The organism is Dermacoccus sp. CCH2-D9, from assembly GCF_001556795.1.
In the GTDB taxonomy this organism is placed as follows: Bacteria; Actinomycetota; Actinomycetes; order Actinomycetales; family Dermatophilaceae; genus Dermacoccus; species Dermacoccus nishinomiyaensis.
This window is the reverse complement of sequence record NZ_LSJT01000069.1, coordinates 13,868-27,803: the sequence shown is the minus strand read 5'-3', so window position 1 is coordinate 27,803 and position 13,936 is coordinate 13,868. Positions and strand designations below refer to the sequence as shown.

Here is a 13,936-nt window from a genome sequence, read left to right as displayed (position 1 = left end):
CGATTCGGTCTACCTGACGCGCACGACGCGCGACGCCGACGAGGCACGTCGCTGGTTCGAGCAGTTCGAGGGCGCGGGGCTCGACGGCGTCGTCGCGAAGCGTCGCTCCGACGTCTACGAGCCGGGCAAGCGCACGATGCTCAAGATCAAGCACAAGCGCACGGCCGAAGCCGTCGTCGTCGGTTATCGCGTGCACAAGAGCGGCGATGGCGTCGGATCGCTGCTGCTCGCGCTCGCCGACGCGGACGGCAAGTTGCACAACGTCGGGGGCGTCAGCGCGTTCACGGCGGCGCGACGGCGCGAACTCGTCGACGAACTCGACCCGCTCGTCGTGCGCGACGCCGACGGCAACGCCGCGCACGGTGAGACGGATCGCTCACGCTTCAGCAGCTCGAAGGACGTCTCGTTCGTGCCCCTTCGCCCCGAACGCGTCGTCGAGGTCGCGTTCGATCAGTTGGAGGGCAACCGCTTCCGTCATGCCGTGACGTTCCTGCGCTGGCGCCCCGACCGCGAGCCGACTTCCTGCACTCTCGAGCAGGTTGAACGCGCCCCCGACTATGACCTCGGAGAGGTGCTGCGACGCGGCTGACCCGCCGCGCCTGGTTCGCCGTCACGCCCGTTCGTCGTCACGCCCAGCGCCCCGGCATCCCCGTCGTCATCGCTCCCCCGTCGTCCCTACTCCCCTGACGACGACCGTTCTGCGATTCCTGTCCCCTTCGCGAATCCCGTTTCCTTTCTCGATTTGCGTCCACATCTGCGATCTTCGTCCACATTCTCAAGCCAGCAGGTCCCAACGGACGCCGGCGTGAATATGGACGAAGATCGCAGATGTGTACAGGCGAGCGCGTCAGCCCGCCAGCGCGATGTTCTCGTCGACGACGGGCTTGTCGGCCTTCTTGCCGAAGCGCTGCTGCGCCGCCTGCTTGCTGATGCCGAGGCTCTCGCCGATCTGGGCCCACGAGTCGCCCTTGGCGCGACGCTCGGCGACGACCCACTTGATCGTGTCGGACATGAGGTTGTTGAGCATGGCGAGCCCCTCGAGCTCGTCCTTGGTGAACAGGTGCGTCTGCACCCGGAAGCCCTCCATGATGCGCGCGGCCGCCTCTTCGACGGACTTCTCGGAGATTCCGCGCAGTTCCTGGGGCAGGGGCTTACTGATCTTGGGCATGCCCTGAGGCTAGGTCGCGCAGCAGGGCGTGTCAATTAGAGTTGACTGGGTCACAGAGCCGCACCCCATCGAATACTCCACGCACCCCTACGGCTGTCGCGCATCACATCGCGCGACCGCGAGCAACCTCGCCGCTGGGCTCGACGTGGCAACGCACGCGTCGCACGACTACGTCGCTCGCGGCGCCTCCCAGATGACGTGTTCGACGGGTCGCGATCGTGCTGGCGGTCGCTGAGCTACAGCCCCACGCGCTCCGCCACCCGCGCTGACGCCGGGTTGTTCGTCGCCATGACGGCGACGAGCGGCGCGTCAGGCCCCTGGCGCAGCGCCCATTCGACGACGGCGCTGGCGGCCTGGGCCGCGTAACCCGGGCCCCAGTGGTCGGAGTCGAAGCGGTAGTAGAGGTTGAGCACGGGCTCGCCACCGAGGTCACGCAGCTCTACGCCTCAGAAACCGACGACCTCGCCCGTGTCGTCGACGACGGCTGCGTACCCAAACCCGTGCTGACGCCAGTGCGCGCGCCACGACGCGATGAGGTCGACGGCCTCGGAGGCCGCCTTCATGCGCCCCGACGGCAGATGGGCATACGTCCGCGGATCCCCGTGGATGCGCCAGCACGCGTCGACGTCGGCGTCCGAGGGCTCGCGCGGCACGCGTCGACGTCGGCGTCCAACGGCTCGCGCAGCACGAGCCGCTCGGTCTCGAGCCACGGCGTCACGGCGCGTCTTTCTTGGCGCGGCTCGGCTGCACGCGCGGCGGCTCACCGGGCATTTTCGGGTAATCGGGCGGAAACGGCAGCTCGGGCAGGCCGCGTTCGACGTCGGCGTCCCACAGCGCGATGGCCGCGTCGACGTCACCGACATGGTCGTTCATCGACTCCCCCGGCGCCCGCGCCCATGCGTCACCGTCCGCAGCGACGATGCCGGGCACGGTGCGCACCGTGAAGTCGGACGGCGTGACGTCACGCAGCTGCGACCACGCCACCGGCATCGAGACCGGCGCACCCGGCAGCGGCCGCGGCGAATACGCCGCGGCGATCGTCCGGTCGCGGTTCGCCTGGTTGAAGTCGACGAACACCTTCTCGCCGCGCAGCTCCTTCCACCACTCCGTCGTCACCAGATCGGGCAGCCGACGCTCCAACTCGCGCGCAATGCCGATGACACCGTGACGCACGTCGAGGAACTCCCGCGTCGGCGCGATGCGTGCATACACATGGACGCCACGGTTGCCGGACGTCTTGACGAACGGTGTGAACCCCAGCGACTCCATGAGCTCCTTGAGCGCGAACGCCGCCTCGACGGCATCAGCGAAATCGCGCCCCGGCTGCGGGTCGAGGTCGATGCGCAGCTCGTCAGGATTGTCGTTGTTCTCGGCGCGCACGGGCCACGGATGAAACGTCACCGTGTTCATCTGCACGCACCAGGCGAGCATCGCGGGCTCGTCGAGGACGAGCTGCTCGTGCGCCCGGGCGCTCGGGTACGTGCACATCACACTGCGCGCGTAACTCGGCGCACCCTTGGGCGGGTTCTTGCTGAAGAACGGCTTGTCCGCCAGCCCCTTCGGGTAACGCTCCAACGCGACAGGCCGATCGCCGCTCCAGCGCAGAAACGGCTCGGCCACGGCGAGCACATACTCGACGAGGTCGAGCTTCGTCACCCCGTCGTCGGGATAGACGACGCGATCGGGACTCGACACCCTGACGGTGCGCTCCTCGCCGTCGGGGCCGGGAATCTCGAGGGTCACTGCGGTGGACGCCATGCTCGAAGCGTAGGCGACAGATGCCCGCCCCGCGTTGCCTCGCCCCACTCGCCTTGGCAGGGTTGAGGCATGCCGTCCCCCTCCGCCTCCCGCGTAAGCGAGCCCGACCTGGGCCCGTTCTTCCGCGTGGATGCCATGACGCCGGGGGCGGATTGGCGGCCCCTCGGCGCCGACCTCGCGTCCCGTGGCGCCCTGGGCGCGTGGATCGACCGAGCTCGCGAGCGGACGGCCGCTGCCGGTTCTCTTCACTCCGATGATGTCGACGTCCGCGCGCTCGGCGCCGTGCTGCACCTCGGGGTGTGTGCGCGGGTGCTGTCGCCGTGGATCGCGTCGGCGCTGAGAGGAACATCCCCGGGGCACTCGACGGGCGCCGACGTCCCCACGCTCGACCAACTGTTCTGGCAGGACGACGGCACGACGACGTTTCCGCTGGCACTCGCCCCCGAATGGAGTGCCCGGCCGGTGGCCGCCACCCCCGTCGCGCACGCCGCCAGCGACGCGAGCGTCGCCGTCAACACGAGCGTCGATCACTTCGCCCGCGCCCTCGTCGATCGACTGGCAATTCCACTGACGTCGACCGCGCTGACGCCGTCAGCTCCGATTGCCTGGGGCAACGTGGCGTCGGCGCTCCATGGCGCGGCGCGCACCGTCGTCAGGGTCGATCCCGGCCAGTCGACGGCGGTGAGACAGATCGCCGATGCCTGCCTCACGGCACTGACCGCAGCCCGTGGCCGACCACTGACCGACGGCCGCATCGGGACAGGGAGCTTTCGCCGTCACAGCTGCTGTCAGCTCTATCGGCTGCCGGGCAACTCACGCGACACGGTCTGCGGCGACTGCGTCCTGCGGGAACGAACCGGAGCCCAACATGGTTGACGCTGACGTGGGCCCGAATCGTATGTCAGGCCGCCCCCTGCTCGGGGGACGCTGCCAGCGCCAGCAAAAGGGCTCACCGCTCCACCAACCATGACTCAACACCCCACGGCCCGCCACTCGGCGGCGCCGACGCCCTCGTCCAGGAGGTTCTTCGATGAGCGACCCGACAACCCCGACGTCCGAGCAGGACTGGCGAGCCACGCTCTCCCCCGCCGAGTACGCCGTCCTGCGCGAGGGCGGCACCGAGCCGGCCTTCCGTGGCGAGTACACCGACACCGAGACAGAGGGCGTCTACGCGTGCCGCGCCTGCGGCGCCGAACTGTTCACGAGCCGCGAGAAGTTCCACAGCGGATGCGGCTGGCCCGCGTTCTTCGCGCCCGCCGATGCTGACAACGTCCGTCTGATCGAGGATCGCAGCCACGGCATGATACGCACCGAGGTGCGCTGCGCGAAGTGCGACAGCCACCTCGGCCATGTGTTCCGCGGTGAAGGTTTTTCGACGCCGACCGACGAGCGCTACTGCATCAACTCGATCAGCATGACGCTGCGGCCCGCCACGAACTGACGGTCGCCACGCCCGATCCTGACGTAGCCCCAACCCTGCCGCGGAGGATCTGCTCGAAAATTACGCATCTGCACGAGGAATGTGCCGCACACTCCTCGTGCAGATGCGCATTTCTCGTGCAGTTTGCGTCACCGCGCCCTGTCCGCCGGCCCACGCGCGAGCACGAGCGGCGCTCCAATCTCAGACCGCCCGCTCCCGCGCGACGCGATACGAGCGCACGAGCATCTCGGCGGCACGTCGCCCCTCCTCGAGGGCGTCCTCGTACGGTTCGCGAAGCATGAGCGCGAGCGTCCCGGCGTAGATCGTCATGAGCGCTGACGCCAGGTGCGGCGCCGCCGCCCCTGCAACGGGTTCGCTGTACGCCAGCAGCCTGTCGCGCAGTAGCGCCGTTTCCTCCTCGAGCACGGCGCGCAGATCCGGGCCAGGGTTGACGATGGCGGCGCTCGTCCCGCTGAACGCGCACCACCGCTCGGGCAGGCGCTCCGCCTGGTAGGTCGCGAGCGCCGGCCACAGCGCGAGCAGGCGTTCCTCATCATCGGCGGCGGCGGCGATCGCGTCGTCCCACACCTGGGTCCAGATGTTCAGGCGACGTCGCAGCGCCGCGGCGATCAGCCCCTCCTTGTTGCCGAAGTGGGCGTAGAGGCTGGGCGGCGAGGCGCCCGCGCGCTTGAGGATCGTGTCGACGGGCGTCGCGAAGGCACCTTCGATGAAGAGGAGCGAGTCGGCCGCGTCCAGCAGCCGTTCACGCACGGGTGTTCGGGTGTTCACATCACCAGAATATAACGTGCGTTATCCTGGTGTCGATAACGCACGTTATATCCCCTCTGGCCACCCGCCCGTCGCGTCGCACGGGCAGGCCAGACCCGCGTCGCGCACGTCACGAGACGCCCGCACCCAGGGCGGCCGGCTCGTCGCCTGCGTCACGCACCGAGCACGAGGAGGCCGAATGAACACCCTGTACATCGACGGCGAATGGGTCGCCGCAGCGTCCGGCGAGAAGCGCACCATCACCTGCCCGGCCGACGGCAGCGAGGTCATCGTCGTCGACGAGGCCGGGGCCGAGGACGCGGCGAAGGCCATCGCCGCCGCACGTCGCGCGTTCGACTCGGGTGAGTGGCCGAACACGCCCGCCCCCGAGCGCGCCGCCCTGCTCGCGAAACTCGCCGACCTGCTGGAGCGGGACAAGGAGAAGGTCGCGCGCATGGAGTCGCAGGACACGGGCAAGCGCTACGCCGAGTCGCTCATCGACATGGACGACATCATCGGTGTCTTCCGCCACTTCTCGGCGCTGACGACGCAGCACGCCGGCCGTGTCGTCGAGACGGGCATGCTGGACGTGTCGAGCCGCGTCGTCACCGAGCCCGTGGGTGTGTGCTCGCTCATCACGCCCTGGAACTACCCGCTGCTGCAGACGGCGTGGAAGGTCGCACCGGCGCTCGCGGCGGGCAACACGTTCGTCCTCAAGCCCGCCGAACTGACGCCGCAGAGCGCGATGTGGCTCATGGACGCCCTCGCCGAGGCCGGCCTGCCCGCGGGCGTCGCGAACCTCGTCCTCGGCCCGGGCTCGAGCGTCGGCGTCGAGATGACGGAGAACGTGGAGGTCGACCTCGTCTCCTTCACCGGTGGCGTCGTCACCGGCCGCGCGATCATGGCCGCGGCCGCCCCGACGGTCAAGCGGGTCGCCCTCGAACTCGGCGGCAAGAACCCCAACGTCGTCTTCGCCGACGCCGACCTGCCCGCCGCCATCGACAACGCCCTGACCGCGATCATGCTCGACTCGGGCCAGGTGTGCTCCGCCGGTGCGCGTCTGATCGTCGAGGAGTCGATCCACGACGAGGTCGTCGACGAACTCGTGCGTCGCTGCGAGCTGATCCGCCTCGGCGGCCCGTTCGACGACGACGCCGAGACGGGCCCGCTCATCAGCGAGGCGCACCTCGAGAAGGTCGACGCCTACGTGCAGCGGGCCGTCGCCGACGGCGCCGTGCTGCGCACCGGAGGCAAGCGCGGCGAGGGTGAGCTCGCGAAGGGCTCCTACTACCTCCCGACGATCCTCGACGCGTGCGACGCCTCGATGGCGTGCGTCCACGACGAGTCGTTCGGCCCCGTCCTCACGGTCGAGACGTTCTCCGGCGCGACGCGCGAGGAGGCCGAGGACGCCGCCGTCGCCATCGCGAACGACACGATCTACGGCCTCGCCGGCGCGGTGTGGACGGAGAACGCCGGCCGCGCGGAGCGCGTCGCGAAGCGTCTGCGTCACGGCACGATCTGGATCAACGACTACCACCCCTATGTCCCGCAGGCCGAGTGGGGCGGCATGAAGCAGAGCGGCATCGGCCGCGAACTCGGTGAGGCCGGCCTCGGCGAGTACGTCGAGACCAAGCACATCTGGCACAACACGCGCCCCGCGCCCGCCGACTGGTTCTCCGGTCGCGAGCAGGCCTGAGCGCACCCACGACACCGAGACCGATCGAACGATCGAACGATCAGGAGAGACACCATGAAGAAGCATTATGACTACGTCATCGTCGGCGGTGGATCCGCCGGTTCCGCCCTCGCCAACCGCCTCTCGGCGGACGCCGGCACGAGCGTCCTCGTCCTCGAGGCGGGGCGCGCCGACTTCAAGTTCGACCCGCTCATCCACATGCCCGCAGCGCTCATGTTCCCCTCGGGCAACCCGCTGTACGACTACAAGTACGAGACCGACCCGGAGCCCTACATGGGCGGCCGCCGCGTCGCGCACACGCGCGGCAAGGTGCTCGGTGGCTCGAGCTCGATCAACGGCATGATCTTCCAGCGCGGCAACCCCGGCGACTACGAGAAGTGGGCGTCGTTCGAGGGCATGCAGGACTGGGACTACAAGCACTGCCTGCCGTACTTCAAGCGCATGGAGACGACGCTCGCCGGCGCTGACGCCTGGCGCGGCGGCTCCGGCCCCCTCGTGCTCGAGCGCGGCCCCGCGTCGTCGCCGCTGTTCCAGGCCTTCTTCGAGGCGACGCAGCAGGCCGGCTACGCGCTGACGGACGACGTCAACGGCTACCGCCAGGAGGGCTTCGCGCCCTTCGACCACAACACGTTCAACGGCTCGCGCATGAGCGCGTCGCGCTCGTACCTGTGGCCGATCAAGAACCGCAAGAACCTCGACATCGCGACGCTGTCGTTCGTCACGAAGCTGCGCTGGGACGGCAACCGTGTCACGGGTGTCGACTTCGTGCGCGGCGGCCGTCGTCACCACAGCGTCGACGCCGGCGAGGTCATCCTGTGCGGTGGAGCGTTCAACACCCCCCAGCTGCTGCAGCTTTCGGGCGTCGGCAACCCCGAGTACCTGCGCGAGGCCGGCGTGACGCCGCGCGTCGAACTGCCCGGAGTCGGCGAGAACCTTCAGGACCACCTCGAGGTGTACCTGCAGCACGAGTCGAAGCAGCCCGTCTCCATCCAGCCGTGGCTGAAGAAGTGGAAGGCCCCGTACATCGGTGCGCAGTGGCTGTTCCTCAACTCCGGTGTCGGCGCCTCCAACCACTTCGAGGCCGGCGGCTTCCTCCGCACGAACGAGGACGTCCAGTACCCCAACCTGATGTTCCACTTCCTGCCCGTCGCCGTCCGCTACGACGGCACCGGCGGTGACCACGAGCACGGCTACCAGGTGCACATCGGCCCGATGAACTCTGACGTGCGCGGTCACGTGCGCATCAAGAACGCCGACCCGAAGCAGCACCCGAGCATCCTGTTCAACTACCTGTCGACGGAGAACGACCGTCGCGAGTGGGTCGAGGTCGTGCGCACCGCGCGTCACATCCTGTCGCAGTCTGCGTTCGCCTCGTTCGACGGCGGCGAGATCAGCCCCGGGCCCGACTGCGCCACCGACCAGGAGATCATCGACTGGATCGCGAAGGACGCGGAGACCGCCCTGCACCCGAGCTGCTCGGTCAAGATGGGCACCGACGAGATGTCGTGCGTCGACCCGAACTCGATGAAGGTGCACGGCACCGAAGGCCTGCGCGTCGCCGACGCCTCGGTCTTCCCGAGCATCACGAACGGCAACATCTACGCGCCCGTCATGATGGTCGCCGAGCGCGCCGCCGACCTCATCGCCGGCAACACGATGCTCGAGCCGCAGGACCCGCCGGTCTACCGCGCGAAGGCCGGGATGCCGCTGTGGCCCCAGGGAGACGCGCGCAACGACGCCTGGGACGCCAAGGACGAGATCCCGAGCGCCGCGAAGGTGATGGCGGAGCAGCCGTGAGCAGCCCCGCCACCGTCAGCGCCGAGGACGAACAGGTCGTTGACCCCAAGGTCAAGCCTGTCGTCCTCGGCGGCACGGCCGTGTTCATCGTCCTCGTCGCCGGGTGGTGCCTCGTCGCCCCCAAGACCGCCGAGAAGCAGCTCGGTGATCTGACGGCGTGGATGGGCGACTGGTTCGGCTGGTTCTACATCCTGCTCGCGACGGCGACGCTCGTCTTCGTCGCGTACATCGCGCTGCGTCACCCGAAGGTGCGCATGGGCGCCGACTCGGACCGGCCCGAGTACTCCACGTTCTCGTGGGCATGCATGCTGTTCGCCGCCGGCATCGGCACGGACCTCATGTTCTTCGCGGTGGCCGAACCGGCGACGCAGTACCTCAACCCGCCGACCGGGAAGGGCGGCACCGTCGAATCCGCACGTGAGGCGACGGTCTGGACGCTGTTCCACTACGGCATCACCGGGTGGGGCATGTACACGCTGATGGGCCTCGCCCTCGGCTACTTCGCCCACCGCAAGGGGCTGCCGCTCGCCGTCCGTTCAGCGCTGTATCCGCTGTTCGGCAAGCGCATCAAGGGTGGCATCGGCAACGCAGTCGACATCGCCACCGTCCTCGGCACGATCTTCGGTGTCGCGACGAGCCTCGGCATCGGTGTCGTCATGCTCAACGTCGGCCTCGACGTGCTGTTCGGCGCGCCGCAGGGCCTGCCGGTGCAGATCGGCCTCGTCGTCCTCGCCGTCGTCATGGCGACGATCTCGGCGACGTCCGGCGTCGACAAGGGCATCCGCATCCTCAGCCAGCTCAACGTCATCCTGGCGCTGCTGCTCGCGGGTTGGGTGCTCGTGTTCGGCGACACGTCGTTCCTGCTGCGCGCCGCCGTCATGAACGTCGGCGACTTCGTCTCGATGTTCCCCGGCATGACGATGGACACGATGGCCTACGACTACCCCGCCGACTGGATGAACGGCTGGACGCTGTTCTTCTGGGCCTGGTGGATCGCGTGGGCGAGCTTCGTCGGCATGTTCCTCGCGCGCATCTCGAAGGGGCGCACGATCGGGCAGTTCGTCACCGGCACCCTGACGATCCCGTTCCTCTACATCGTCATGTGGGTGACGATGTTCGGCAACAGCGCGATCGAGCGCATCCGGGGCGGGGACGCGGCGTTCGGCGAATCGGCCGTCAACGCACCGGAGACGGGGTTCTTCGACCTGCTCCAGCAGTACCCGGCCGCGACGTTCATCATCGGGCTCGCGACGTTCGTCGGCTTGCTGTTCTACGTGACCTCGGCCGACTCCGGCGTGGCGAACCTTTCGTCGACGCTGCCCGACCCGGAGACGGACGCGAAGCCGTGGGTTCGCATCCTGTGGGCCGCCGCGACCGGTCTGCTGACGGTGGCGATGCTCGTCGTCGGCGGCATCAAGGCGCTGCAGTCGGCGACCGTCGTCATGGGGTTGCCGTTCGCGGTCGTCATGGTGCTCGTCATGATCGGGTTGCATCGCGCGCTCGAGGGCGAGCGGCGTCAGAGCGACGCGCTGCGTGCTTCGCTGCGCTCGTCGGTCGTGTCGGCGCCACCCGCGCCGACGCAGGGTTCGTGGCGCAACCGGCTGGCACGCCAGTTCGGCACCGTCTCGCTGCGCACCCTCGAGACGCGCATGACGAGTGTCGTCGAACCGGCCCTCGAGGAGGTCGCGGCCGAACTGCGCAACAGCGGCGTCGACGCCGTCGTCGGGAGGAACGCGGATCCGAGCCGTCACGTCGCGCGGACGGTGACGCTCACCGTCCACGCGCAGGAGCCCGGTTTCGACGACTTCCACTACTTCACGCACATCCGACGGGTGAAGGTCGCCTCGTACGGATCGCGCATGGTGGAGGCCGACGACACCTCGTGCCAGCTCGAGGTCGTCGTGCCCGGCGGCGGCACGTACGAGATCGACACGTACACGAAGGAACAGATCGCGCACGACGTGCTCGATCACTACCAGTGGTGGGTCGGCTCCGTCGACGCCGTCGCGACGGAGGCCGCCCGCTGACGCAGCCTCCCCCGCGTCGTTGAGGTGCTGACGTGACGGGACGCGGGAGGCCGCGGTGAGGCCGCATGACGAAGGCCCGGTTCGAGTGAGAACTCGAACCGGGCCTTCGGGGCCTTCGTCATGACCGGGCGACGATTGCCTCGCCCCGCGGGGCCTCGCGAGAGCGTCAGCGCAGACGCGAGACGAACTTGTCCATCGTCGTCATTGGGCCGGTGAAGAACGGGATCTCGTGACGCACGTGACGGCGCGCCTCGGTGTAGCGCATCTCGCGCATGAGGTCGAGGATGCGGTGCAGGTCGTCGGCCTCGAACGCGAGGATCCACTCGTAGTCGCCGAGACCGAACGAGGCGATTGTGTTGGCGCGCACGTCGGGGTACTCGCGCGCGGCCATGCCGTGGTCGTGGAGCATCTTCTTGCGCTCCTCGTCGGGCAGCAGGTACCAGTCGTAGCTGCGCACGAACGGGTAGACGCAGATGTACTCGCGGGCACGCTCGTCGGCCATGAACGCGGGGATGTGGCCGCGGTTGAACTCGGCGACACGGTGCATCGCCATGTTCGACCAGAACGGCGTGAGGTGACGCCCGAGCTGCGTCGCGAGGAATCCGCGGTAGGCGCTCTGCAGTTCGTCGACGGATTCGCTGTGCATCCACAGCATGAGGTCGGCCTCGGCGCGCAGGCCGGCGAGGTCGTAGGCGCCGCGGACGGTGACGCCCTTGTCGGCGAGCGAGTCCAAGAAAGCCTGCGCCTCGGCGGCGATGGCGTCGCGGTCGCCGTCGATCTCCTTGGAGACGGAGAAGACCGACCACATCGCGTACACGAGCGAACCATTGATGCGATCGACCATGACGTGCTTCGGTTCGGCCTTGCTCGCGGTGTCTGCGGGGGTGTTCGTCTCGGACGTCATCGTCCGCCTCCTTGTCGTCGCACTTCTTCGGATTCTGGTGGAAAGTCTAGGCGCGCGGCGCGCTCGAAGTGACGGCGCGATCCGCGGCCGCGCGGGCCGTCGCGACGCACGCGGGGATGCCGACACCGTGCATCGCAGCCCCTGCGACAGCGAGTCCGGGCAGGTCGGCGAGCGCGTCCTCAGCCCGTTCGATGCGCGCCAGGTGGCCCAGGGCGTACTGAGGCAGCCCGTCCCGCCAGCGCTGCACGTGCTGATCGCGCGGCGTCGGCAGCGGGTGGCCGAGGGCGTGCTCTAGGTCGGCCAGGCCCGCTGCGGCGAGGGCGTCGTCGCCCTCGTCGAGGATCGCGTCGTCGCGGTGGCGTCCGAGCGAGACCCGCACGTACGTGACGTCGGGGGCAGCCTCGGCGAGCCACGGCCACTTGATCGACGAGAACGTCGACGCCTTGATCGTGCGGCCGTCGACGGGCGGGACGAGGAAGCCCGTACCCTGCGGAAGCTGCTGTGCGACAGTCGAATCGAACGCGTAGGTGACGATGGCCATCGAGGCGTACTCGATCTCGGCGATCGCGTTGGCCGCCGCGGGGGCGAGGTCGGCGAGCAATCGGGCTGTGACGGGCGCCGGCGTCGCGAGGACGACGGCGTCGAACGTATGCGGCTCGGGCAGGCCGTCGACGTCGACCTCGACGTGCCAGCCGGCGCGGTGCGCGAGGGCGCGACGCAGGTCTGTGACGGTGGCCCCGGTGCGGATCGCCACTGCCCTGGCGTCGAGGGCTTCGCGAAGTTTCTCGGGCAACGACCCCATGCCCCCGGCGGGTGCGCCGAACACCTGGCGGGCGTCGATCGACGAAACGGCCGACGACGCGGCCGCAGCAGCCTGCGTCAGCGGGGTGCCGGCGCGCAGCGCGGCGTACAGGGCGGGGACGCAGGCGCGCGTCGACAGCTCGCGCGCGTGGCCGGCGTACACGCCACCGAGCAGCGGTTCTACCATGCGGTCGACGACGGCCGAGCCAAGTGCCTGCTCGACGGCGTCACCGACGCTGATGTCGGCGTCAGCATCGTCGAGGGTGAGGCTGACGGCCCGTTCGTCGGCGGCGCGCGCGACCTCGGCGTCGTCGAGGAGACCGGCGGCGGCGTGTGGGTCGGACGGGATGCCCATGAGCGTGCCCGCGGGCAGCGCCTCGAGCGAGCCGCGCGACCACAGCATCGCTGGAAAGCGTTGCGGGTGAACGGAATCGACGCCGAGCTCGGCGAGCAGCGCGACGACTTCGGGCCGACGCCAGAGCGCCGACTCGGCGCCGACGTCGACGGCGTGCCCGGCGATCACCTCTTGGCGCAGCTTGCCCCCGACGCGTTCGTCCGCGTCGAACACCGTCACCTGCGCGTCCGGGTGCGTCGTGCTGACGTGCCACGCTGCGACGAGCCCCGAGATGCCACCACCGATGATGCCGACCTTCATGTGATCCAGCATTTCACCTCGCATCCCCAGCCACGTCGTCGAGAGGCGCCTGCGGCCCAGATGGTGACGAAGGTCCTACGTGCGTACCCGCCGGCATCATTGCGCCGCCTCTGCGCCCCTGGACACGACGCGCACGAGACTCGACTCGCCCCTAGGGTGACGCCATGCGCACGCCCCACCCTACCGCCGACGTTCCAAAGCAGGGCATGCCCACACCGCCACCTGACGATGCGGCCTCGACCGGCGGCGTGCGGCGCCGTCACCGAACCTTGTCGAACCTGACGCCCACCGAGCAACTGCGCGCCGGGCGTCTCGGGCTGCGTCTGCCCCAGTTGTTCGTCGGCCTGACGCTGTACGGCGCCGCGATGGGTCTGTTCGTGCGCAGCCATGTCGGCCTCGACCCGTGGGACGTGTTCCACATGGGCGTCAGCGAACACACGGGGCTCGACATGGGCACCGTCACGATCATCACGTCGTTCGCCGTGCTGCTGTTGTGGGTGCCGCTGCGCCAATGGCCGGGGCTCGGGACGATCGCGAACTCCGTCTGGATCGGGCTCGCCCTCAACGCGACGCTCGCCGTCACGCCCGACGTGCACGGCGTCGCCTGGCAGGTGGCGGTCTTCGCGCTCGGGCTGGTCGTCAACGGCATCGGCGGTGCGATGTACATCGGCAGCCAGCTCGGCCCCGGCCCGCGCGACGGGTTGATGACAGGCCTGCACCACCGCACCGGTGCGAGCCTGCGGCTCATCCGCACCGGCATCGAGGTGAGCGTCCTCGTCATCGGGTGGCTGCTCGGCGGCGTCGTCGGGCTCGGCACCGTGGCCTACGCCCTGCTCATCGGCCCGCTCGTGCAGTTCTTCCTGCCGTGGTTCATCGTCGACCTGCACCGTGGAGCTGCTACGCCCCATGAAGACGTCGGCCCCGAAGCGCACTGAGCCACTC

Annotated in this window: 13 protein-coding genes and 1 pseudogene; 7 read left to right on the top strand and 7 right to left on the bottom strand. The window is 69.2% G+C overall.

The annotated features are described in order from the left end of the window. Nucleotides 1–589, top strand: a pseudogene (locus tag AX669_RS06220) (ATP-dependent DNA ligase); the annotation flags it as partial. A 258-nt stretch (nucleotides 590–847) separates the two neighbouring features. On the opposite strand, the gene AX669_RS06215 reads toward AX669_RS06220, so the two are convergent. The 4 genes from AX669_RS06215 to ligD all read right to left on the bottom strand — a co-directional run bounded on the left by AX669_RS06215 (nucleotide 848) and on the right by ligD (nucleotide 2,926). Continuing rightward, nucleotides 848–1,168 (bottom strand): hypothetical protein, encoded by a 321-nt coding sequence (locus tag AX669_RS06215; RefSeq protein WP_038567925.1) that lies wholly within the window; start codon nucleotides 1,166–1,168, stop codon nucleotides 848–850. 236 nt (nucleotides 1,169–1,404) lie between these two features. Next, on the bottom strand, nucleotides 1,405–1,605 hold the full coding sequence (locus AX669_RS12990; RefSeq protein WP_082740644.1) for a GNAT family N-acetyltransferase: 201 nt from the start codon (nucleotides 1,603–1,605) through the stop codon (nucleotides 1,405–1,407). Between the two features lie 9 nt (nucleotides 1,606–1,614). Continuing rightward, the gene (locus tag AX669_RS12985) at nucleotides 1,615–1,821 is read right to left on the bottom strand and encodes a GNAT family N-acetyltransferase (RefSeq protein ID WP_082740642.1); all 207 of its coding nucleotides are present in this window, start codon (nucleotides 1,819–1,821) and stop codon (nucleotides 1,615–1,617) included. A 61-nt stretch (nucleotides 1,822–1,882) separates the two neighbouring features. Continuing rightward, nucleotides 1,883–2,926 carry a non-homologous end-joining DNA ligase gene (gene ligD / locus AX669_RS06205; RefSeq protein WP_040014632.1) on the bottom strand — a complete coding sequence of 348 codons (1,044 nt, stop codon included), beginning with the start codon at nucleotides 2,924–2,926 and terminating at the stop codon, nucleotides 1,883–1,885. Nucleotides 2,927–2,995: 69 nt separating this feature from the next. Here ligD and AX669_RS06200 point away from each other — a divergent pair, with 69 nt between their 5' ends. Beyond that, complete coding sequence (locus AX669_RS06200) at nucleotides 2,996–3,802, top strand: (2Fe-2S)-binding protein (RefSeq protein WP_156444942.1); 807 nt, start codon at nucleotides 2,996–2,998, stop codon at nucleotides 3,800–3,802. 154 nt (nucleotides 3,803–3,956) lie between these two features. Beyond that, on the top strand, nucleotides 3,957–4,367 hold the full coding sequence (gene msrB, locus AX669_RS06195; protein WP_038567920.1) for a peptide-methionine (R)-S-oxide reductase MsrB: 411 nt from the start codon (nucleotides 3,957–3,959) through the stop codon (nucleotides 4,365–4,367). 180 nt (nucleotides 4,368–4,547) lie between these two features. On the opposite strand, the gene AX669_RS06190 is transcribed toward msrB, so the two are convergent. Further along, the gene (locus AX669_RS06190; RefSeq protein ID WP_006945215.1) at nucleotides 4,548–5,135 is read right to left on the bottom strand and encodes a TetR/AcrR family transcriptional regulator; all 588 of its coding nucleotides are present in this window, start codon (nucleotides 5,133–5,135) and stop codon (nucleotides 4,548–4,550) included. Nucleotides 5,136–5,313: 178 nt separating this feature from the next. Here AX669_RS06190 and AX669_RS06185 point away from each other — a divergent pair, with 178 nt between their 5' ends. Genes AX669_RS06185 through betT form a run of 3 tightly spaced genes read left to right on the top strand, consistent with a single transcriptional unit; the run spans nucleotide 5,314 to nucleotide 10,634 of the window. After that, a complete protein-coding gene (locus AX669_RS06185; protein ID WP_062257270.1) occupies nucleotides 5,314–6,810 on the top strand; it encodes an aldehyde dehydrogenase family protein in 1,497 nt (498 codons plus the stop codon). A gap of 54 nt (nucleotides 6,811–6,864) precedes the next feature. Then, nucleotides 6,865–8,607 (top strand): choline dehydrogenase, encoded by a 1,743-nt coding sequence (gene betA, locus AX669_RS06180; RefSeq protein ID WP_006945298.1) that lies wholly within the window; start codon nucleotides 6,865–6,867, stop codon nucleotides 8,605–8,607. Further along, entirely contained in the window at nucleotides 8,604–10,634 is a 2,031-nt protein-coding gene (gene betT, locus AX669_RS06175) for a choline BCCT transporter BetT (RefSeq protein WP_062257268.1), read from the top strand. Before betA ends, betT begins: the two co-directional genes overlap by 4 nt. A 166-nt stretch (nucleotides 10,635–10,800) precedes the next feature. Here betT and hemQ read toward each other — a convergent pair whose 3' ends face one another. Both hemQ and hemG read right to left on the bottom strand, forming a co-directional pair. Further along, nucleotides 10,801–11,478 (bottom strand): hydrogen peroxide-dependent heme synthase, encoded by a 678-nt coding sequence (gene hemQ / locus AX669_RS06170; RefSeq protein ID WP_231729452.1) that lies wholly within the window; start codon nucleotides 11,476–11,478, stop codon nucleotides 10,801–10,803. A gap of 106 nt (nucleotides 11,479–11,584) precedes the next feature. Continuing rightward, nucleotides 11,585–12,994, bottom strand: a complete 1,410-nt coding sequence (hemG, locus tag AX669_RS06165) for a protoporphyrinogen oxidase (RefSeq protein WP_197418861.1) — start codon at nucleotides 12,992–12,994, stop codon at nucleotides 11,585–11,587. Nucleotides 12,995–13,200: 206 nt separating this feature from the next. Here hemG and AX669_RS06160 point away from each other — a divergent pair, with 206 nt between their 5' ends. Then, nucleotides 13,201–13,929, top strand: a complete 729-nt coding sequence (locus tag AX669_RS06160; protein ID WP_006945201.1) for a YitT family protein — start codon at nucleotides 13,201–13,203, stop codon at nucleotides 13,927–13,929. Nucleotides 13,930–13,936 lie beyond the last annotated feature (7 nt).